Genomic DNA, 22,167 nt, shown 5'->3' on the forward strand with positions numbered 1-22,167 from the left:
AAATCTTTAAATTTATATAAACCAGCAATGTTTCGCTTTAGCGAAACGAGTGGTGAAAAGCTTAATCAAAGATTTTTTGTAGTGTAACGAAAAAAATCTACATTAACTATTAATTCTTCATTCTTAACTATTAATTAAAAAAACTTTATATGTGTAAAAGCTAATTATGTATAGAAAAAATAATTATCTTGTCTTTAATAAAAATTAGTAATAATATAAAATTTGTGGATAATATGTTCTAAGGAGGAGATAATTGTTGTTTATATCATCAAAAGTGGCTCTTCAATTTTTAAAACACAGTAAATTGCAAACCTTTGTTATAATACTGGGAATTGCAGTAGGAGTTTCTGTGCAAATATTTATAGGACTTTTAAGCAGTGGACTTGAAAATACTATTTTAAATAAAATTGCAGGAAATTCAGCTCAAGTTACGGTTTATTCTAATAACGGCAGCATAGAAAATTGGAGTGATATAAAAAATAAAATTGTAAAAGAAGATAAAAATGTAAAGACTGCAGCGCCTGTAGTTGATTCTCAGGTTTTTATTAAATTAAAAGATACTAACCAACCTGTTCAGATCAGAGGATTTATGCCTGAAGATGTTAACTCACTTTATAACATAAAAGGCAGTATATATGAAGGAAAAATGTATGAAAATAGTGGGCAAGTTATTATAGGAAAAGATTTGAAGAAGAAGCTTGATTTAAAGCTTGGAGATAATATAGATTTGTTTACCATGGGTGGAAAAAAGTTGACTTTAAACATAGTTGGTTTCTTTGATCTTGGAGCTACTAAAATAAATGGAGCTTGGGTTATTACAGATTTAAGTGATGTTCAAAATTTAATTGGTTTTGGAAACAAGGCTACTTCTATGGAAATTGCAGTTAAGGATATATATAATGCAGACCTGGAAGGAAAGAAAATAACTAAAATACTTTCTGATAACAGCGTTAATGTGCAGAATTGGAAAGATCAGAATAAATTTTTAGCCAGTGGAATGGTTGGAGAAAAAATTTGTACAATAATAATTCAATTCTTTGTACTTCTTGCAGCAGTTCTCAGCATCATAAGTATACTGGGTATAAGTGTAGTTCAAAAATATAAACAGATAGGTATATTAAAGGCCATGGGTATAAAGGATGGAAGTGCAGCTTTTATATTTTTTGTACAAGCTTTTATACTTGGAGTATTGGGAACGGCTTTGGGACTGCTTTTTACATGGTTGTATATAAAAGGGTTTAACAGATATATAGTTAATTCTGAAGGATTGCCTCTAGTTAATATAGTTGTGAACCATAAATTTATTTTAGCATCATCTATTATTGATGTAGCTGCGTCAACCTTTGCAGCACTCTTTCCGGCATTTAAGTCATTTAGACTTAATCCTGTGGAGGTAATAAAAAATGGATAATATCATTCAACTTGAAAATGTAAATAAGATATATGGAAGAAGAGTTAAAAATAAAGTTTTGTCAGAAGTAAATATATCTATAGAAAAGGGATCTTTTAATTCCATTATAGGGGCATCGGGAAGTGGAAAGACCACTCTCTTAAATATAATGGGTATGCTAGATAAGCCAACAACAGGAGAAGTGTACATACAGGGTAAAAGTATAAAAAGTATAGGAAGAAATTCAAGGGCTTCAGTGAGAAATAAAAGTATAGGCTTTGTTTTTCAGTTTCATTATCTTCTCCCCGAGTTTAATGCAATACAAAATGTACTTATGCCTTACAGAATAAAGCATTTTTTTTGCGGTAGAAGTGCTAAGAGAAAGGCAGAAGAACTTCTTGAACTAGTTGGACTTTCTGGATGCAAGAAAAAGAAGGTATATGACTTATCAGGGGGACAGCAGCAAAGAATTGCTATAGCTAGGGCACTTATGAACGATCCCAGCATAGTTCTTGCAGATGAGCCCACTGGGAATCTTGATTCTACAAATGCAGAGAGTATTTATAAACTCTTTCGACAAATAAATGATAAGTTTGGTACTACCTTTATTATTGTAACTCACGATGTAAGTATAGCTAATAAAACTGATAGGATAATACAGATAAAAGATGGACAAGTAAGATCGTAGCTCTTATATAGGAAATAGCATTGTAAAATAAATTTGCAATGTTATTTTTTTTATTAAAATAGAAACAATTTTATAAATATATAGACTTTTCTGAAAAGTAATGTTAAAATAGTAACAAATGAAATGTTAAAATAATAACATGATATATAGTTATTAAAAGGGGTGCATATTTGTGGAAAAAAATGAAGTTTTATCAAAACAAACCATTGATATTGATGTAAAACCTGGGGATGCATTGTTAGTTGTAAATAGAAAGAAAAAATTATCTAAAAACAGTAAAATTACTTTTGAAGGTAAAAACATTATAGATATTGCAACAAAGTACACTAAAACAATAGACAATATATTTATATCTTTGATAAAAGTTTATTTAACATCCTTAAACCCTATAAAGTCTGTGGGAAGACAGTGCTTTGAAGTTATTTCCAGGTACACTGGATTGACTATTGAAGAATCAAAATCTAAATTGGAAGAAATGTTGAGCACATTAGGTTGTGATAATAGTGGGACTATTTTTAAAGCTTTTCCTTTTAAATTAGAAGCTTATGAGAAACAGCGTCTTATGTTTGCCATGGCGTTTTTAGTTAAACCAAAACTTATAATATTAGATGATACTATCTTTAGACTGGATAATAAAATAAAGAATTATATGTTGGCACAACTTAAAAAGTTAAGGGAAGAGAATAACACTAGTTTGATATTCATATCCAAAAATGCTAGGGTTGTAGCTGAAGCTGTAGATAATATAGCAATTATGTATAGAGGAACTGTAATTGAATATGGAAAAAAGGACTTAATTTTGAAAAATCCTATTCACCCATATACGAAATATATTCTTTTTTATAAAAACAATTCGAAGTTTGCGGAAGCATCATCTGAGATTAAAGAATATATAAAAAGCATTAATAATATGCCTAGAACAGGATGTTCTTTTTGTTTGAACTGTGAAAAGTCATCTTATGATTGCATGTATATGAGACCTGAAATAAAATTTTTGAGTTCAGGTCGACAGGTAATTTGTTCTAACTATGTGAACTATAATGCTTAAAAAGTAAGATGTATATAGAGTTTCTTGTTGTAGATATTGAAATGACTACAACAAGGAACTTTTTTATATTTACAAAATTTTAATTTTGAACTCCTAATACAATGGTATATACTAATATTGAAGGGAGTATGAGTAAAATGGACGAAAAAAAGGAGAGGGAAATGGAAGAATTAGCTGAGGAAATCGACATAATATTTTCAGTTAAAGATAATATTTCTCAGAGTGAAATAAATAACTTCCTAAATAAATTTACTGAGTTATCTGAAGATGATATACGAAAAAAAATATCAGAAATTACTGAAGATAATTCCTATATAGAAGATTCGTCTTCAGATCAAAAAGATGAAAACTCCACAGAAAATATAGACTCTGAAAGTGTCAATGAAGTAAAAGTTGAAGATTCTCTAGAAGAACTGGATGAAGATAAAATTGAAAATGTAAATGATGATTTACAATTACATATAGATGAATTACCTGAGAAATCAGAGGATAATAAAATTAAACCCATTTTTGATGATGGAAACATTCCGGATGTACCCTTTGTAAGAGCAGAAATAAAATATGGACAACTGTCTCTGGAATGGGGATGGCCAGAAGGTATAGACAAAGTACTTTTATGCTGCAGGATGGATAGATTTCCAGAGACACCTTCAGATTCCAGTGCTTCTCATGTAATCATAGAGAGAGAGGAAGATTTCGAAACAGGAGATTATACCATAAGTAAAATAGAAGAAGGAAATTATTATTTCTGTATTTATGCTGTGGTGGAATATGAAAACAAGACATTATATTCTGAAGGTCAGAGAAGGCTTGTGGTAAATAAAGTACCTCAGGAAATATTTTATGAAATAGACTTAAAAAGAAGTCTCTTGGGTAAATTAAAATCTGCTAAGATAAGCTTGTCTGCGCCATCTTCTAAATCTTCTCCAAAGGGAGAAATAGAATTGCCGCAGCTTGTTTTAATCAGTAAGATAGGGAATATGCCTATTCAAAAATCTGATGGAGAAACTTTGTTTAATATAGATTATGAAACTTTAAAAAATGATGAAATCATAGACTTTGATTTGCCTATTGAAAATATAAAAAAAAATATGTATGTGAAATTATTCTTTGTAGATGACTCTAACAGTAAGTTATACAGGATAGTTTCGCCAGCTAAGGAAAAGCTGTACTTTAAATAGAAATTATATTTTAGTTAAGAATTAATAATTAAGAATTAATAGTTATGGATGATTTTCTTCCGTTAACACTACAGAAAATCTAAATCATAACATAACGCAATTGAAGCTTTGCTTCAATAAGCTCTAATTTAAGATTTTTAGTAACATAGTGGAGAAAAATTATCATTCACTCTTCACTATTAATTATTAATTTTTAATTACATAAGGGGAGGATTAACTGTGAAACTTAACTTTAGAAAAAAAGATGATTATATATGTCCCTATTGTTTTTCTAAACATGCTTTAAATGAAGTGAATTTTATATGCAAAAATGATCCTGATTTATGTGAAAATGCAAGAAACCTAACGCCCATAAAACCAAAGAACGTTGAGGACAAAAATGAAATGCCGGATTATGTGTTTTGCAATGAGTGTGGACAGAAAACCAATATAAAAGTATGCCCAACCTGTAACCAGGAACTTCCATATTCAATTGGAGAATATGATAATTTAATATTTGCAGTAATTGGTGCAAAAGAGGCAGGAAAAAGCCATTACATTGCAGTTTTGATTCAAAAGATAATGAATGAGATAGCTTCGGCCTTCAATTATAGTCTTTCAGCAGTTGATGATGCTACTATGAATAGATATAGAAATGATTTTTATAATCCTATTTTTAAGAGAAATGAAATTATAGGAGTAACTCATTCTGCTAAAACTGATGCCTCTGTAAAGCAGCCTCTTATATATAATCTTGTTTTTAAGGATAACGGAATATTTGGAAGCTTTTTAAAAAGTAAGAGGATAAGCAATGCAGTTACTATTGCTTTTTTTGATACTGCAGGTGAGGATTTAGATTCTGAAAATACTATGAAAACTGTAAATAAGTACATATATAACTCTTCAGGTATAATATTTTTGCTTGACCCTCTTCAACTGGAAGAAGTTAGGAGGAAACTGCCTAAAAATATTAAATTGCCGCAGCAAAATACAGAGATAGAAGACTTGCTTTCTAGAACGGCAAACCTCATTAGAAAGGCAAATGGTATAGGAATGGATAAGCTTATAGACATACCTGTGGCCGTGGCTTTTTCAAAAATTGATGCAGTGGAATCACTGATTGATCCATCAAGCTGCATAAATTATCCAAGCAGCCATGTAAGCAAGGGATATTTTGATTTGGCAGATTTTGAGGATGTAAATGGAACAATGGAATCTTTAGTTAGGAGCTGGGGCGGAGAAAATTTTGCAAATCAGCTTAGCTCAAATTTTAAAGAGTACGCTTATTTTGGATTGACAGCTCTTGGATGCAATCCTGAAAGTAATAGAATAACTAAGCTTAGACCACATAGGGTAGAAGATCCTTTTTTGTGGCTTCTCTATAAATACAAATTTATTAAGGGAGAAAAGAGGAAGTGATAGATAATGGCAGTTCAGCAGCTTTTTTATACGTCCTGTAAAAAAGGCTTGTCCTCTGGAATGGGATTTCAAACTTATTCCATGTCAAAGGGCATTACGGATAACGAGAGAATGGAAATAGAAAGCCACTGCATATACATACCGCCTTCTAATCTTCCAACACAACCTACCAAGGAAGAGATAGACAGGTTGTTTCCTATATCTTTTTCTTCTTTTAGACTTGAAAATGGAAAGTACTGTATTTCACAAATTAAATATGTGGGAAAAGATTATTCAGAGAGATATGGAAATTACTTTTGCCATGTACTTATATCGAATAATGCTTGGGAATTTTATCCCATAGAGCTTTATGAATCGCCTATTTTTAGATATTGTTTGAGTGAAGAAGAAAAAAATGCTGTTGAAATAGACTATCTTCCTGAAATTACGGAGATTCCACTAGGTAATGTAGTTGATTTTGATGAAATAAGTAATTTTTTAAAAGGCAGTGGAGGAGATAAGGGTAAGAAATTTACAAGTCTTTTAGAACGTGTTGTGATGTATAATAGTTCCAAAAAAAGAATTATACTTGCAGATGTAAAAGAAAACATTCCTTTTTGGATTGGGGCAGTTTGTATGTCACTACCTAAAAAGCTGGCGCTGCAATTTAGTTTTACTACTTACAGCTATAACCCAGACAATACAGACTATATACTCTGTGGTATAAGTAAAAATGGCAGCAAATTTAATTTTGCAGACAATCGAAAGATGTATGAGTACAGTGCTATGAATTTTTCAGAAGATTGTCCAAGGAGCAAAAGCAGTTTTTCAAAGCGGGCTGAAGTAGGATACACTGTTTCAAAAGAAGTATTTCTGCCTTTTTTAAAATTTTTAGATCAGTTTGAGTACAATAAACTGGATGAAGAAGTGGATAATTGTGTAACTCTTTATAATATAGTAAAAAAGGGACTTGAAAAATGCAGCATAGAAGATGTGAAAAAGGCTCTTAGTTTTGCAATTAAGTATAAATCGGAAGATGCCTATGAGGAACTCTTTCATCAGATTAATGCAAGACTTGAAAAGATAAGCACACAGGTAGATGTACAGCTTTGCTATATGATAACTACATTTTTACTTAAAGTGTCCAGAGACATAGATGATGATAACTATATAGTAAAGGCTTATAAATTTTTCTTTGACTCTCTTGATTATATTGCAGTTTACAGCAAAGATACTGATATTTATGAAATGTTGAATTTGCGTAAAAGAATGGCACAGGATGAAGTGGATAATATGGGTGAATTTCTAGAAGTCTCGCTGAGTCCAGATAGAATAAAAAATATTCAAGATTATATAAAAGAAAACCCGGTTTATTATTCAATTTCTACAATATCAGATATAATTTACTCCGGTTACACTTTTAGAGATAAAAATGTTACTTTGCTTTTAAATAACTGCATAAAATTTTTAATATTATCTGAGGACAACACTTTATATGTGCTCAATTATTTTAAAAATGATTGTGAGTGTATCTCAAAAATTATTATTAGAATTTACTGCATAAACTATTATTTAGGTAGAAGCGAAGCTATTTTGGATTTGCTTGCGAAATTTGTTGTAGACGAGGGAAATAAGGATGGCAATTGGAAGAAAAAAGTCTATTTAAATATGTACAACCTTCCAAACTCCTATAATTTTTTATTTTCTCTATATGTTTTTGAGCTAAAAGAAAATACTGAAAATCAGGACTTTTTTATAAATTACTGTAGTGAAATATTCAATTCTTTTGAAGAATACAGAAGTGAAAAATTTTCAGATGCTTTTAAATTATATTTGGAATTTTATAATGGAGATGACGCAGCCCTTGAAAGTTACAAAGGCATACTGAATTATATAATTGAGAACTTAAATATGCACATTGTGGATAAAAAAGTAATGGAGAAGTTTATAACGGATGTGGAAGAAAAGTTAAGTATAGATAATGCAGGAGAAGAAAATGCACTTATTGAAACAATTTTAAAATTAAAAAGAAAATATAATATTACAACCATCTGTAATATATCAGAACTTTTGTATATTGGTAAGAGAATTGAAAATCCAGATATGGACTATAATGAAAGACTTCTTAAGAAGGTCAAATATAACTTTTCATATATGAGTGAGGAAAAGTATAGAGAATACTTAAGCTGGCTTTTACCTAATATATTAGTGCAGTCTTCTGGATTTACAGGCCATATAAAGGTAAAAAAGACTTTTTTTTGTTCCAAATATGAAGATACCTTTTACAATGTATATTTTAATGGTATAGAGGATATACTTTTTACAAAAAAATATAAAAACTTAATGGGTTCTCGATATAATGAGAGGTATAAAATATTTTTGGATTTTTTCATAACCTTATATAAAAATAAGAAAAATTTAAGTGAAGAAAGGGAAAATATTATATATAATAGAGTAATAGAAATACTTATAAAAATTTCTCAAAAAAAGTTAAAAGAGTATACTGCCTATATTGTTGATAAGACAAGTAAATTAAAAAGTCAAGTTTATATTAGAGAAAAGTGGCTTGAAATTGAAAAAGAAGCAGAGGAAAAGGGCAAGAAAAAGGGTATACTTGATCTTTTTAAAAAATGATTTAAAGAGGTGTTATTTACTGTGAAAACTAGAGCTAAGATGGTTCTCATTGCAGTTTTTGTGTATGTTCTCCAATTGAGTTTTATACCTTCACAAAAGGTATATGCCAGTACATCATCTCCAAATGTAGATGTAGTTTTTGTGCTTGATTCAAGTGGATCTATGAAACAAAGTGATCCAGAAGAGATAAGGACAGAAGCTATAAAGATGTTTTTGGATATGGGACAGGTACAGGGAAACAAGGCAGGACTTGTGGCTTATTCAGATACCATAATAAAAGAACATAACCTGGATGCAATAAATTCTGAATCGGATAAAGAGAGAATAGAGGAAATGGCTTCTAATATACCCCTTGGGCAGAAAACCGATATTGGAAGAGGTCTTTTGGAAGGTGCAAAAGTATTAGATAGTGGACATAATAGCAATAATAGACCACTTATAATACTGCTGTCCGATGGTAAAAATGATTCTCAAAGGAGTGCCAGTGAATCTTTAAAGGATTTAAATAGTGCAATAAGCACATGCAAAAGCAAAGGTTATCCTGTGTACACTATAGGACTCAACTATGATGGAACTGTGGATAAAGCACAGTTAACTCAAATAGCCAGTGAGACAAAGGGAAAAAATTATATAACCAATAAGGCATCAGACCTTACAGACATACTAAAGGATATATATGGAGACAGCGCAAATGTAAAAGTTCAGGATCAGGGAAATATTGTGGCTGATGGAACCTTTCAGGATTTTAAAATAAATGTACCAGGGTCAAATGTTTTGGAAGCCAATATATCCATGGTTACAGACAAACCTTTAGAATTAAAGCTTATAAATCCTTCAAGTAAGGAAGTACAGATACCTTCAAGTGATGTGGTTTTTACAAAGTCAAAGAAGTATTCAGTACTTAAGATTGTAAAACCTGCAAGCGGTCAGTGGAATCTAAAGGTAAAAGGTGTAAGCGGCAGCAATATAAAGATAAGTTATGTATTTAATTATAAAAATCAGGGAAAACAAAATTCTTCAGATAGAAATATTGAAGGCAATAAGTCTGCACTTAAAAGTCCAAAGGCCATAGGAGCAGCTGTGGCTGCAGCACTAATTATTATAGGCCTTGCAGCCTTTGTACTGATGAAGAAAAGACGTGTACAGGGATTTGGAAGACTGGAAATTCACATTAAGGATGAAAATACTAGTGAGGTTCTTTCACCTCAATTTAGAAACTTGGACAATTACAATGGAAGTTTTACACTTTTTGAAGTCTTAGGATTAAAAGAAGAGTATGCAGAAACAGATAATATAAAATTTATATTTAAAGAAGATGACAGCATAGAAATTGTAAATAAGTCAGGCTGTGTACTTCAAAAGTCTGGTAGAAAGCTTGAGGAAAGTTCTAATCTAGTTCTTTATAACAGAGATAAAGTAACAGTGTTTTTAAATAAAGTAACAAAAAGTATAACATTAGAATTTCACTCAAAATAGTGCCAAAGGGAGGTAGAATATGAATACTAGAGTTAGGGAACACCTGGAAGACCTTGAAGTTAGCAAAGGTGGAGGAATAATAAGTGATAAGATACGTATAGAAACAATACCTAATCCAGTTCTTGTAATAGGACTTGGAGGAACAGGTATAGATGCTATGCTGAGATTAAAATATCAAATAAATAAAAGATTTGTGCTGGAGCAGGACAGTATTTCAAATACAAGAAAAGATAAGCCTAAGAAAGTTGAATTCTTAGGTTTTGAAACAAATCAGGGAGAAAAAAATAAGAGATATCCCATGAATGGTGGGGTAGGACTTGATCCTCAAAGTGAACTTGTCATGCTTTCAAATGCAGAAGTCAGGTCTATATTAAACGATCGTAAGATACTGGATGATTGTATAAAAGAGTGGCTGGCACCAGAGTTATCTTCTGAAAGCGGTACTGATGGTGCTGGTGGAGTTAGACAGGTTGGAAGATTGCTGCTTTTTACAAAAATTAATGAGATTGTGGATTGCTTAGAAAAGAAAATAAGACTTCTTCAGGAAGATACAGAGGAAATTTTACATGTGTTTGTACTTTCTGGACTTTCAGGAGGAACTGGAAGTGGAACATTCATAGATATTGCCTATATAGTAAGGGGAATAATGAATAATATTTACGGAGCAAAAGGCGATGACAAGGTAAATATTATGAGCTATTTATTTATGCCAGATGTTAACTTATCTAAGACTTCTGACAACCAATCTGCACAATCCTATATTATAAAAAATGGATTTGCAGCACTTAAAGAGTTGGATTATCTTATGGGTATTGGAGACAGACATGAGAGATTTACTCAAAAATACAGAAACAGGCTTACAGTTGATTCACCTATGCCTCCTTTTAATCTGTGTCATCTTATTTCTGCTACAAATGTAGACGGCAGACCTATGAGCAATGCTTATGACTACTGCATGAATGTAACTGCAGAAAATATTGTAAACTTCATGTCAAATGAGGTTAGAGAATCTGGAGGAGTATTTGCAATACAGGATTATATAAGCAACTTGAAGCAGAATACAGACAACATGGCAAAACCATATATGGCCAATTACAAATATGTAATGATAGGTGCCTCTTCTGCAGTACTTCCTCTTGAAGAAATAACTACCTATATGGCTTATAAACTTTTTCAAAAAATACAGTATATGTTTGAGAACATACCTAAAGAACAGGAAATAGACCAATTTATAAGGAAGGCAAGATTGGATGAGGATTCTGTAATAGACAGATTTGAAGAACATCTTCAAAATAGAAAGCCACTAACAGGTTATAAAAACAGGGAAAAGTTTAATTACGACAATGTAATAAAAAAGCAGTCCGTGAATATAGATGAAGAGATGAAAGAGTACTTGAGGGACTGCACTAACGAATATGACAAAGTGAAAACACAGTATCCAGGTGAAATTTTAAAACTAGTTAAGGATATGGTGAATCAAATTTTTAAAGACCCTAAAAAAGGACCTTTTTATGCATCTAGAGTATTGTTTTCAGATGGATTTTGTGTTGTAAGGACTTTAGAGACACAGGTAGCTTCTTTAAATGAAAGACTTATGAATATTTCTACGGAAATAAAGTCTGCAGAAGAACTAGCTGAGGATAAGTTTGTAGAAGCTAGAAAAGCCCTATTGTTTACTAAAGAAGGCAAGAAAAATGATTACATAGAGGCTAAAAGTGAGGAGTATTTATTAAAATCTGAAGAACAGAGAATAATGAGGATGGCTGACTTTTATAGCAGTGTAATTGAAGAACTTAGCAAACTGAATAACAGTATTTATAGGGTATATACTGAAATATTAAATGAGTTGAACAGGATATTTAAAGAAGATGGAGATGTACTTGTAAAGGGAGAGGAAATAGAAGGAGCTCTTGGAAGAACCTATTCCTGGACAGTAGTAAAAGTTCCGGATTTAGTAGATTATATTGAAAAAGTTGTGAATAAAGAAGAAGCAGATGACATTGTAAGGAGATTTTCTGAGAAACTTTTAGAGGAATCCCAAAAATGGATTGATGAAATGCATATTGATGTAGTTGGCTCAATTTCAAGTTTTGTCTCAGAAGAATATGGAGATGTAATAACAAAATCCATGGAAGATTTCCTTGCATTAGAATACGGAGAAGATAAATCCATAATAAATATAGTTAAGGATGAAATTGCACCAAAGCTTGATAGGGATGCAGTGCCTATTTTCCATTTAAGTAATACGGAGGCATTGAATTTCCCAGCATGGAGTATGGTTTCAGTGCCTAGAAATGCAAAGAAAATTCTTGAAGGAATTAGGGAATATAAGAAAAACTCCAATAAAGGCAATGCCATTAACATCAAGGAGAGTATGGTTACAAATAGGATATTCTGGCTTAATACTAAAAATGGAGTTCCATTGTATTCCTATGCTCCTATAAAACATTACGAAGAGATTTACGAAAAGACTATGTTTGAACGGGATGGAATAGGAAGGCATTTATATCAAAATGGAGAGAAAAATTGGGTATACCTTCCATCACCTATTCCAGAAGAAGCTTGGGGTACAACTTATGTAAATGATAGAGTAAAAGAATATAATGAAAAAGTAAGGAATCTCTTTGACAGAGCCTTAGAACTTGGATGCATAGTAGATACCCAAAAGGGGAGCAATGAAAGATACAAGTGTGTTATTACTGAAGAATTTAATATAGATGATTTTATGAAAAATTATAATATGGATATGAAGGGTGACAAGGTAAATATAGGAGAGGTAAAAAGGGCCATAGGGGATATGAACAAACTTATTCAGGATAAGCTGACCCCTGTACAAGATAGTGACAGCCAGAAATATTATATTTATGAAAGCAGCAGCAGCGAAAAGGCTAAAATTGATCTGATAAGAACTCCAGAGCTTACAGAGCTCGTAAAAAAAGAAGTGGAAAAGTATGAAAAAATAATAGATAAGAAAAAGGAGCTTGAAAATATAATATCAGATTTGAGCAAAGCTGAAGCTAATGTAGATAGTTTTTTAAGGGCACTTTATACGGAAACTATAATAAAGAAGGGTTTGCTTTATGTCTATAATGGAAGTGAAGATAGCAAAGTAGATATAGAACCTTTTATAAATGTATTAAAACAAAAGGAATATCAGTATAAAGCAATATTTGATAAATATGAGACTTTAGATAAGGGAGAAAAGACTATTGTAGATAAAACTTCAGATAGAAAGTTAGAACAGCTTTCTACAGGAGATGGAGTTGAAATATTAAAATCAAAAGTAAGTTCTATTATAGAAGAAGTTAAATCATCTGTTGGAGAGCTGGACACTAGAAAGTATCAGATGGTAGATGGTGACGAATTGTATGCTTTTTATAATGACATACTTTCAAGACTTCAAGAAGTACAAAAATTGCTGGCTTAGATAATATGGATCTGTAATTGGGAGGAATTTTCATGGAAGAAGTTTTAAAAAATTTTGTGGAAAAGTATGATTTAAAGGTGGAAAAAACAATATATGATGGTGACACTAAAAGGAATGTGAATAACCCCATACTTTTTCTCTTTATAGGAAATAGTACTGAAGATGCCTATGAGTATATTAGAAATAGTATAAATAAAAAATGGGGCAATGGCAGAGGTGCAGTTTTTATAAATGTTTCCACAAAATCTGTTAAAGATACGGATAATTCTTTTAGCATCCAGCTCCATGAAAATTTTAAAAATAAAAAGACGTTGAGAAAAGATATAAGAGATAGATTTTACAGTAATAAGGAAGATCTTAAAAGTTTAAATCGAAAAATTACAGAAGCTAGAGATAAGTTGTTGTCAGAGGGGGACATGTTTAACTCCTTTGACAGCATAAATATTTCTGTAATTACTACGTCTAAGGATCCATTGAATGTAATACTTACAGAAGTGACTGTACTTTTAAAAAAGAGGATGCTGGAGGTATTTAAACTCAGTTCTGCAGATCTCTATGTTTTAATTAAAAGTCAAAATTTAGAGGATGAGGTCTATGAAGGGGCAGTTACAGTAGGATTTTTTAGGGAAGTGGAATATTTTCAAAAGGATAGCTTTAGCTTTAAAGAAGACATAGCTGTTTATGGAGATGAGACACAGCTTAATGTTACCTGGGAAGGGCCTCTATTTTATCTTACCTATGTTCTGGAGGAAAAAAATGAGAAGGGCATAATTCCTAAATGTTCCATGGATAACAACTATGAAATAATTTCCTATATAAATCTTATAAAAAATAGGGAGGCATCATCAAATGCCTATTCGGATACGGAAAATCAGTATTATGACAACAATATATTTAAATCAAACATAAGTTATGATAATTCTATGAATAGGTATATTTCAGCAGGACTTTCACAGGTGAAAAGACCTAATAGTGCCATTGCTATTTCTGTGCTTGGAGCATTTTATGGAAGAATGTTAAATGAAATGAATACACTCTCTAAAAAGCAGAAGGAATTTATAAATGAAGTTTTAAAAATTGATGAGGCAAGTATTGAACTTCAAGTTGAAGAAATACTTCCTGGGGGAGTAACAATAGAAGACATGCAGGGGATTATGGCAGATAATTTGAAACAGGTAGAGAAAAAAATATCAAGCTTTAACTTAAGGGAGATAGAAGAAAAGTTATACGATGATAGATGCGAAAAGTTTTTCTTTGAAAACTTTCAAAAGCCTTCTGAGGAATCGGTGAAAAACTGTGATTTAGAAAATAATATGAGGACTTTGATTAGAAAAAATATACTTGAGGACAATAAGCTTAATTTATATTGTGCCTTTAACTGGACCTCGGAGGAAGGAGAAACTGTAAGTTATATAAGAAATAGAAGAGATTCTATCTTGAAATTTGTAAGTAAGTTAAATGATGAAATTGAGGATATATATGAGACAAGATTTGCTCCTAGCTTTGGTATTAAAAGTTTTTTTTCAAAAGGTGCTCAGGTAAAAGAAGCTCAGGAGAAAATATTTTTGGATGTATATGGGAGAAAATTAGAAATATTGAAATTAAATATATCAAAGAAAATTCTTGATATTTACGAGGATGTTCTTTTAAAGGTTCACAGTGAAGTTTCAAGTTATATAAATAGGATAAAGGATCTAGGACAGACAATAAAAAGTTGTGAAAATGAAGTTATAGAAAAACAGGATAAATATACAGCTCAAAATGTAGGGGCTTACTATGAAAATGTAGTAAATGATATATTGGATAAACTTGAAAAAAATTTTGGAAAAGCATTTTATTTAGAAGATAAATACCTGGGAAATACAGTAGAAAATTTAAAGAAATCGGATGAAAAATTTCTGGGGAAGGTAATATATTTTTGCACTAAATATATTTTAAGTGAGGATCAGTTTAAAAAATCTTTTGAAGAAGAATTTAATGAAAGGGCCAATGTGAATGTTCCTAATTTGGAAACTAAGGTGCTTTCAAAAGAAGAATTATACCGAAAGCTTTACGACATGCTGGATAAAAATTCAGCTTTGAAAATTTATATAATGAATTATGATGTAAAGCCCTACATGGAAAAATACTTTTTTGGAGATTACAGCAGTGATTTTATAAAGTATGCTTTTGATTTTGACAGGAAAACCAGAAATTATAAAATAGGATACATAGATGAAATAAAGAGCAGTGGTATTGAAAAGTTGAATTTAATGGGTGGTTTTGGAGCAAAGGATATTATTTATGTAAGAAATTCAATGGAATTTTATAATTATTGTATGGAAAATGGATATTTGATCCATGGAGTAGATGAAAAACTGCTGCCAGAAATTAGTTAAGAATTAATAATTAAGAATGAATAGTGAATGAGGATTTTTCTCCACTATGTTACGAAAAATCTTAAATTTAAAGCTCATTAAAGCGAGGCTTTAATGGCGTTACATTTTAGATTTTCTGAAGTGTTAACGGAAGAAAATCATCCATAACTATTAATTCTTAACTCTTAACTATTAATTGTATTTTTATCCATTAAGAGTAAAAGATTTTTATATATAAATCTAATTTTACTTAGAATATTTATATAACAAGTAGGAGGTATCCAGTTGGTAGAAAAAAGAGTAAATTTAACTATGACTGTTATGAGTTTAATAGGAGGCATCATAGGATTTATTATAGGGGAAATTTTTATAAATGCTTATAAGTATAAGATGAGTGGAAGCTTACTTATGGGGTTTTATTTTGGAATCATAGCACTTTGCATAGGTACTTTTTGCCTTGTAGGAGAGATGATAAATCCAAGGTTGAATGGAGTTACGTGGAAAAACAATTACTTAAAGACTTCTTTTAAATTTTTGATTCCCTGTACTTTTATTGCAATTTTTGTATTTGGCATGCTTTTTCAATTTATATATGAAAGCAGCGGATTGAAGTTTCAAAAGGTGAACGATATAGTTTTTGTAATAGATACTTCAGGAAGTATGGCAAATACTGATCCTCAAAATGAGAGATTTTCTTCGGTTTTAAATCTTATGGATAATATGAACACACAAAATAGGGTTTCAATATATAAGTTTGATGATACTTCAAAGAGAATAATACCTATGACAGAGGTTTCAGATTCACTTAAGAAAAATGCTGAGGAAGAGTTGAAACAATATGAAACTCCAGCTGGAAATACCAACATGGGAGAAGCCATTAACAGTGCTTATGATGAAATAAATTCAACTAAAAAACCTGGAAGAAAGGCTGCGGTAATTTTGCTTTCAGATGGTGAAGACAATTTTGGATTAAATAAAAAATTTGATGAGACTCTTAAACCTTTTAAAGATTCAAATATATCTATTTATACAATAGGCATGTCTAATGAAAATAACTTTACTACCCTTAAGAAAATTGCAAAAGATACTCATGGAGAATATTATAATGTAAAAAATGCCAGTGATTTAAAGGGAACCTTTAGTAAGATATATTATGCAACTCAGCAGAGGTTATTAGTAGACAGAAGAGATGGATTAACTGAATCTTCTACTTTATATATGATACTTAGAGTACTTTTAATTACAATTATATCTGGACTTATAACAATGTCTATAAGTTTTGTATTTGATAATAAAAATTTACTTAAGAGATTTTTAATAGGTGGAATTGCAGCTGGATTTTTAGGAGGACTTATTATGGAAGTAGGATTTTTAAATTACCCAGACCATGGTTCTCTTTATAGGGCACTTTTAGTTATTATGATTGCGCTTATATTTACACTTATTCCAGTTATGGTTGATATAAAAGATTATTCTAAAAGTAGTTATTTGAGGGGAAATCAGAGAACTAGTTTTGACAAAACTAAAGGTAATACTTTTAGGTAATTACTCAACTTTTGCACATAATATAAAGACTTTGCGAGTCAAAGCTCGCAAGTTAAGAATTAATAATGAAAAATTAATAGTGAAGGATGATTTTTAGCTATCGCAAAAAATCTTTAAATTTATATAACTTATCAATGTTTCGCTTTAGCAAAACATTGATGAAAATCTTAATCAAAGATTTTTTGTAGTGTAACGGAAAAAATCCACAGTAACTATTAATTCTTCATTCTTAACTATTAATTATATTTAGAATTGGGTGGTATAGCAATGAAGATAATTGAATTTGAAGATAGCTCCAATGAAATATGTGAAATTAGCTGCGAAGTTGAAAAAGACAGGCTTTATATAAGATGGAAATGGCCTAAAGATACAGATATAGTGTATGTAATGAAAACTGACAACTTGGATGATTTTTCTTTGAATGATGCAGAGTTGAAAAGTACAAAATTATATACTATGGAAGAGTATAAAGAATTCAATGGGTATTGTGAGACCATTAAAGAAATAAATCAGTATAGGTACTATGTTTTTCCAGCGGTTGAAAGTGATGATGATATACTGCTTGTAAAACAGGATAATGGTAAAAATCAAATTGTAGTGAGTACAGGGAAACCTGACATATACTATGACATAAAAGAAGTAAAATCTCTAAAAGGTTTATTTTCCAAGGATAAAAAGCTGCAGATAACTATAAAGTCAGAAATTCCCCTTCATAAGGATGTATTGTGCTATGTAAAAAAGAGAGATTCTTATCCTATGAACAATAAGGATGGCATAAGTTTTGATTTTATCTGTGATATTCATGTTGGCATAAATGAAATGCCGGAAATAACAGTAAAAAAGGATGAATATGTAAAAGTGTTTATAAAGGATGTTGATAAATACGGTGGTAGTTATAAGCTTTGTAGGTTGTAAGTAAAATTTGAAGTATACTACGAGATATTTTTACAACCTTCAGCCTATTAAATATTTTGATAAGTCTAAGCAAAAAATTCTAGAAAATCTAAGAGCTTTCGAAAACTCGTACCTCAAACAATTCAAAAGTTCTAAGATTTTCACAAATTTTTTACTAAGACTTATGTACAAAATATTTAAATGTGCTTCATTATTGTAAAATATCTCTTCGTATAAGTTCAAATTTTACTTAAGATCACATATAGATAGTCAATATTAGCGTCTCAACTACTATAAGATATTTTTATTAGCAATTTATGAGAGAGTTTGCATTTGTAAAATATGATGAAGAAAAATATTTTATATAAAAGGAGCAATATATATGAGCGACTTATACAATGATATTTTGGAGATTTTTAAGAAAAATTCTGATATTCTATTTGGTACTTCAAATATAGACTTTAGTGAATATAAATCAGATTATAAATGTGCATTAGTTTTTGGTGTTCCGCATACGAATTTATTGAGTAAAAATAGTTATAAAGAAGAGAAACTTGAAAATTTAATACGGGAATCAAGTGATAGGATTAAATTATTATTAGAAAAAATTACCACCGTATTAAAAAAATACAAAATTCAATATTATATACCACCCGTTGCACAATCAAATGAAGAAACACTCATTGCACCATTCTCATTTAAATTTGCAAGTGTTAATGCAGGGTTAGGGTGGATAGGTAAAAATGGTGTTTTGATTACAGAAAAGTATGGACCAAGAGTAAGATTATCTGCAATACTAATTAATTTTGATTTGCCAATAGGAAGCCCAATTACAAAGAGTAAATGTCCAACAGAGTGTAATATATGCGTTAATGCTTGTCCTCATAAGGCTTTAAGTGGTTATAAATGGAACATAGATACAAAACGTGAAAAATTAATTAACTATAAATTATGTAATCAGAAAAGAAGCCTTTATATAAAAACACATCATAGAAAACATTCTTGTGGATTTTGTATGGTGTCATGTCCTATTGGAATATCAAAGTGAGAAGGTTTTATGGGTGACTCCTGGTGGTAGAGTTGAGGAAGGCGAAAACTTTGAACAAGCATTAAGAAGAGAATTATTTGAAGAAACAGGCTTGGTATTCTATTCAATAGGATCTTGGATATGGACAAGAGAAGTAGTCTTTAATGGCAAAAAAGGAGATTTTGTTAGTTATGAGAGGTATTATCTTATTAAATCAGAGAATACAGATATATCCTTTAAAAGCATGACACCCAATGAGGTAAGAACTCTAAAGGGTTATAAATGGTGGAGCGTAGATGAGATAGTATCATCGAACGAAGAATTTTTCACGCCGCAAATTGGCAATCTTTTTTTAGAAATTATTTCTGGAAATATACCCAATAGTCCAATAAACATCAATTAGGTAATAGTCTGCTTTTTTCAAAAGCTTTGTAGGTTTTAAGTAAAATTTTACTTACAATTACATATATAAATAGTCAATATTAGATTCTCAACTACTAATGGATGATAGGTGGTAAAATATGAAAAAGAATAAATTATTTGCATTAATAAATTTCGTAATTATTTTCTTAACATTTTTTATAGGATTTGAGGTTATCAAACTAAAAAGTAATCTAATTAATTATATTATACTTGGAATAGTAGATGGATGTCTATTGTACTTATACCCGAAACTATTTGATAATTAGCAATATTTGAATTCAAATCGAACCAAATATAAATATCAAAAGGGGGAGGACTTTGAAAAGAAATTTTTCAATAGTTAGGTTTATACTTGGAATATTAATAATTATATTAGCCATAAGCATATTTATTGGCAACATTGATAGTAGAATAGTAATGCCGTATATGCTTACTTGTTTAGGTGTTTTTCAAATTTTTAATGGTTTGCACTTTTATAAGCAGGGTAAAAAATCAGATGGGATACTATTAATTTTATGCAGCATATTTATCTTTGGTGTTGTAATTAAAATTTCATTTTTCTTATAAAGTCTATAATTTAATTTAGTAATTTGTTTAAAGATGTTATATACAATAAAGTATAGTTAAAATAATCAATAGAATAGAGGTACTAAGGTGATGGATGAAAAAACTATGGAAACACTAAAGAAACTAGATATGAAGGGTGTACGTGAGGCTATATTATATAATTATATACAGGAGCAAAAGAGAAACAAATTAAAAAGTTATAAGATACTTAATCAATCTGTTAAGAAAGGACAAATTTTGTTTGTTGGTTCTTCATTAATGGAATTTTTCCCAATTAATGAGATGCAGCAAACTTTAGAGAAAAACTGTATTATCTATAATCGCGGAATTGCGGGTTTTGTAACAACAGAATTATTAGCTTCTATGAACGAATGTATTTTTGAGTTAGAACCATCAAAAATATTTATTAATATAGGAACAAATGATATGAATACACCAGATTATAAGAAGGAAAATTTAATTAAGAACTATGATAAGATTTTAACTCAAATAAGTGAAAAGCTCCCTCATTGCGAAGTGCATTTAATGGCTTATTATCCACTGAATGCAAAAGCTGACTTTCCTGGAGTAGATGAAGAATTTAAAAAAAGTAGATTTAAGACACGTACAAATGCTATTATTCTAGAAGCAAATGAAGATGTTGAAAAATTAGCTAAAAAACATAATTACAAATTTATTAATGTAAATGATGGATTAATGGATGAAGAAGGAAACTTGAAAGAAGAATTTTCAATAGAAGGTATACATATGTGGCCAAATGCATATTCAGTTATTCTTGAAAATATGAAGAAATATTTATAGCAAGCACTATGTGTTTATTTTCAACTTAGAAGATTTAATATGGAGGAGTGAGATTATGGAAATCTTTAAATTTTTCAGGAGTGGTAATAGTGAACCTAGAAATACTTATGAGAAGGCAACTTATGAAAGAGGTCCTTTTATGATAACATGTCCTTTTTGCTTTAAAAAGTTTAAATCAGATCATGTAGTATTTAGGGCTTCCCACTCGGAAAAGGGAGATCCTGAATATGAAAAGGTAGAGGATGAGCTTCTTAATAGATACTATAAAAAGATAGGAAAAGGAACATTAGGGCCAATGAATCCCATTGTTAAGGCTCAGGCACTTCCTGAAAGAAATAAGACGAGAGTGGACAAAGTACTAGTTGAAATTAAAGATAAATACGATGCAAGTACAGATGAAAGATTATGTCCTTACTGTCACAATGATTTGCCTATAACTTCAGGAAGAGGACCTTCTAAAATTATATCCGTTATAGGAGCTTCTCAAGTAGGGAAGTCCGTATATATGACAACTCTTCTTTATGTTCTTGAAAAGTATACTTGTGAAAGAATAGGGGCCTCTCTTATTGCAGGAAACTCCGGGTATAATGATGAGATAAGAGAAAATCAAGAGAGAATTTTCGAGAAAAATTTAATGCTCGATCCTACTCCCAAACAGCATGTAGAACCTTTAATAGAAAATTTGAAATTTAAAGAGGATAAAATTCCACCTTTGACTCTTATTTTTTATGATATACCAGGTGAGGGTATGACAGATAAGACCTATATGGAAAATCATGCAGAACATATAAAGAATTCAGATGGAATAATATTTCTTGTAGATCCACTTCAAATGAGGACTTTGAGGAAAAAGTTAAGCATTGTAAATAGGGAAAAAGGTGACTTTACGGAAAAGTATCAGGAACCAAAGGATATAATAGTGTATTTGTTTGAAAATTTTATATCCAAGGAATCTAAAGAAAAAACGCATATACCTACGGCAGTAGTGGTTACTAAAAGTGATATGCTTAAGAATTTAAAGGATGAAGAATATATAGGAGAGAACAGTAATATATTTAAAAATTACAATCATGAAGGATTTTTTAATTTAAATGAATTTGAAAATATTGATGGTGAAGTTAGAAAATTTTTATTGAAAGCTGATGCCCCATTTAAAGGTGCAGTGGATGCTTGTTTTAAAACTGCAGGTTATTTTGCAGTATCTTCTCTGGGTTCTAATTCCAATCATCTTGAAATAGATAGAAGCAGCAGTATAAATCCTATTAGAGTGGATGAGCCTTTTTTGTGGCTGCTTTATAAAATGAATTATCTGGATGGGGGCAGGGAATAGAT

Annotated in this window: 17 protein-coding genes; all 17 read left to right on the forward strand. The window is 30.5% G+C overall.

Annotated elements, in window-relative coordinates; genetic code table 11:
- Window positions 1–253 precede the first annotated feature (253 nt).
- The 17 genes from CLRAG_RS03365 to CLRAG_RS03440 all read left to right on the forward strand — a co-directional run bounded on the left by CLRAG_RS03365 (window position 254) and on the right by CLRAG_RS03440 (window position 22,165).
- Entirely contained in the window at window positions 254–1,411 is a 1,158-nt protein-coding gene (locus CLRAG_RS03365; protein ID WP_338030825.1) for an ABC transporter permease, read from the forward strand.
- Complete coding sequence (locus tag CLRAG_RS03370) at window positions 1,404–2,078, forward strand: ABC transporter ATP-binding protein (protein WP_065077081.1); 675 nt, start codon at window positions 1,404–1,406, stop codon at window positions 2,076–2,078. The genes CLRAG_RS03365 and CLRAG_RS03370 overlap by 8 nt, the downstream gene beginning before the upstream one ends.
- A 172-nt stretch (window positions 2,079–2,250) precedes the next feature.
- Complete coding sequence (locus CLRAG_RS03375) at window positions 2,251–3,126, forward strand: oligopeptide/dipeptide ABC transporter ATP-binding protein (RefSeq protein ID WP_065077082.1); 876 nt, start codon at window positions 2,251–2,253, stop codon at window positions 3,124–3,126.
- Window positions 3,127–3,263: 137 nt separating this feature from the next.
- The gene (locus tag CLRAG_RS03380; protein WP_065077083.1) at window positions 3,264–4,307 is read left to right on the forward strand and encodes a hypothetical protein; all 1,044 of its coding nucleotides are present in this window, start codon (window positions 3,264–3,266) and stop codon (window positions 4,305–4,307) included.
- Window positions 4,308–4,526: 219 nt separating this feature from the next.
- Window positions 4,527–5,705 carry a zinc ribbon domain-containing protein gene (locus tag CLRAG_RS03385; RefSeq protein ID WP_065077084.1) on the forward strand — a complete coding sequence of 393 codons (1,179 nt, stop codon included), beginning with the start codon at window positions 4,527–4,529 and terminating at the stop codon, window positions 5,703–5,705.
- A 6-nt stretch (window positions 5,706–5,711) separates the two neighbouring features.
- On the forward strand, window positions 5,712–8,318 hold the full coding sequence (locus CLRAG_RS03390; RefSeq protein ID WP_065077085.1) for a GAP1-N2 domain-containing protein: 2,607 nt from the start codon (window positions 5,712–5,714) through the stop codon (window positions 8,316–8,318).
- Between the two features lie 21 nt (window positions 8,319–8,339).
- Window positions 8,340–9,794, forward strand: a complete 1,455-nt coding sequence (locus CLRAG_RS03395; RefSeq protein ID WP_065077086.1) for a vWA domain-containing protein — start codon at window positions 8,340–8,342, stop codon at window positions 9,792–9,794.
- A 19-nt stretch (window positions 9,795–9,813) separates the two neighbouring features.
- Complete coding sequence (locus CLRAG_RS03400; RefSeq protein ID WP_065077087.1) at window positions 9,814–13,221, forward strand: tubulin-like doman-containing protein; 3,408 nt, start codon at window positions 9,814–9,816, stop codon at window positions 13,219–13,221.
- A gap of 32 nt (window positions 13,222–13,253) precedes the next feature.
- Complete coding sequence (locus CLRAG_RS03405; protein ID WP_065077088.1) at window positions 13,254–15,599, forward strand: hypothetical protein; 2,346 nt, start codon at window positions 13,254–13,256, stop codon at window positions 15,597–15,599.
- A 264-nt stretch (window positions 15,600–15,863) separates the two neighbouring features.
- Window positions 15,864–17,123 (forward strand): vWA domain-containing protein, encoded by a 1,260-nt coding sequence (locus tag CLRAG_RS03410; RefSeq protein ID WP_065077089.1) that lies wholly within the window; start codon window positions 15,864–15,866, stop codon window positions 17,121–17,123.
- Window positions 17,124–17,390: 267 nt separating this feature from the next.
- On the forward strand, window positions 17,391–18,038 hold the full coding sequence (locus tag CLRAG_RS03415) for a hypothetical protein (RefSeq protein ID WP_065077090.1): 648 nt from the start codon (window positions 17,391–17,393) through the stop codon (window positions 18,036–18,038).
- Between the two features lie 361 nt (window positions 18,039–18,399).
- Window positions 18,400–19,065, forward strand: coding sequence for an epoxyqueuosine reductase (locus CLRAG_RS03420; protein ID WP_065077091.1), 666 nt, complete (start codon window positions 18,400–18,402; stop codon window positions 19,063–19,065).
- Between the two features lie 13 nt (window positions 19,066–19,078).
- Window positions 19,079–19,447 (forward strand): NUDIX hydrolase, encoded by a 369-nt coding sequence (locus tag CLRAG_RS03425; protein ID WP_065077092.1) that lies wholly within the window; start codon window positions 19,079–19,081, stop codon window positions 19,445–19,447.
- Window positions 19,448–19,565: 118 nt separating this feature from the next.
- Complete coding sequence (locus CLRAG_RS20400; RefSeq protein ID WP_154104929.1) at window positions 19,566–19,733, forward strand: hypothetical protein; 168 nt, start codon at window positions 19,566–19,568, stop codon at window positions 19,731–19,733.
- 52 nt (window positions 19,734–19,785) lie between these two features.
- Complete coding sequence (locus CLRAG_RS03430) at window positions 19,786–20,034, forward strand: hypothetical protein (protein ID WP_065077093.1); 249 nt, start codon at window positions 19,786–19,788, stop codon at window positions 20,032–20,034.
- A 90-nt stretch (window positions 20,035–20,124) separates the two neighbouring features.
- Window positions 20,125–20,835 carry a GDSL-type esterase/lipase family protein gene (locus tag CLRAG_RS03435; RefSeq protein WP_242872083.1) on the forward strand — a complete coding sequence of 237 codons (711 nt, stop codon included), beginning with the start codon at window positions 20,125–20,127 and terminating at the stop codon, window positions 20,833–20,835.
- A gap of 55 nt (window positions 20,836–20,890) precedes the next feature.
- Window positions 20,891–22,165, forward strand: a complete 1,275-nt coding sequence (locus tag CLRAG_RS03440; RefSeq protein WP_065077094.1) for a TRAFAC clade GTPase domain-containing protein — start codon at window positions 20,891–20,893, stop codon at window positions 22,163–22,165.
- The last annotated feature ends 2 nt before the right edge of the window (window positions 22,166–22,167 follow it).

The organism is Clostridium ragsdalei P11 (genome assembly GCF_001675165.1).
In the GTDB taxonomy this organism is placed as follows: domain Bacteria; phylum Bacillota; class Clostridia; order Clostridiales; family Clostridiaceae; genus Clostridium_B; species Clostridium_B ragsdalei.

What these genes read in the sequence shown, in the direction of transcription:
- CLRAG_RS03440 (WP_065077094.1), top strand. Translation starts at nt 20,891, where the DNA reads ATGGAAATCTTTAAATTTTTCAGGAGTGGTAATAGTGAACCTAGAAAT.
- CLRAG_RS03380 (WP_065077083.1), top strand. Translation starts at nt 3,264, where the DNA reads ATGGACGAAAAAAAGGAGAGGGAAATGGAAGAATTAGCTGAGGAAATC.
- CLRAG_RS20400 (WP_154104929.1), top strand. Translation starts at nt 19,566, where the DNA reads ATGAAAAAGAATAAATTATTTGCATTAATAAATTTCGTAATTATTTTC.
- CLRAG_RS03420 (WP_065077091.1), top strand. Translation starts at nt 18,400, where the DNA reads ATGAGCGACTTATACAATGATATTTTGGAGATTTTTAAGAAAAATTCT.
- CLRAG_RS03390 (WP_065077085.1), top strand. Translation starts at nt 5,712, where the DNA reads ATGGCAGTTCAGCAGCTTTTTTATACGTCCTGTAAAAAAGGCTTGTCC.
- CLRAG_RS03400 (WP_065077087.1), top strand. Translation starts at nt 9,814, where the DNA reads ATGAATACTAGAGTTAGGGAACACCTGGAAGACCTTGAAGTTAGCAAA.
- CLRAG_RS03370 (WP_065077081.1), top strand. Translation starts at nt 1,404, where the DNA reads ATGGATAATATCATTCAACTTGAAAATGTAAATAAGATATATGGAAGA.
- CLRAG_RS03415 (WP_065077090.1), top strand. Translation starts at nt 17,391, where the DNA reads ATGAAGATAATTGAATTTGAAGATAGCTCCAATGAAATATGTGAAATT.
- CLRAG_RS03405 (WP_065077088.1), top strand. Translation starts at nt 13,254, where the DNA reads ATGGAAGAAGTTTTAAAAAATTTTGTGGAAAAGTATGATTTAAAGGTG.
- CLRAG_RS03435 (WP_242872083.1), top strand. Translation starts at nt 20,125, where the DNA reads ATGGATGAAAAAACTATGGAAACACTAAAGAAACTAGATATGAAGGGT.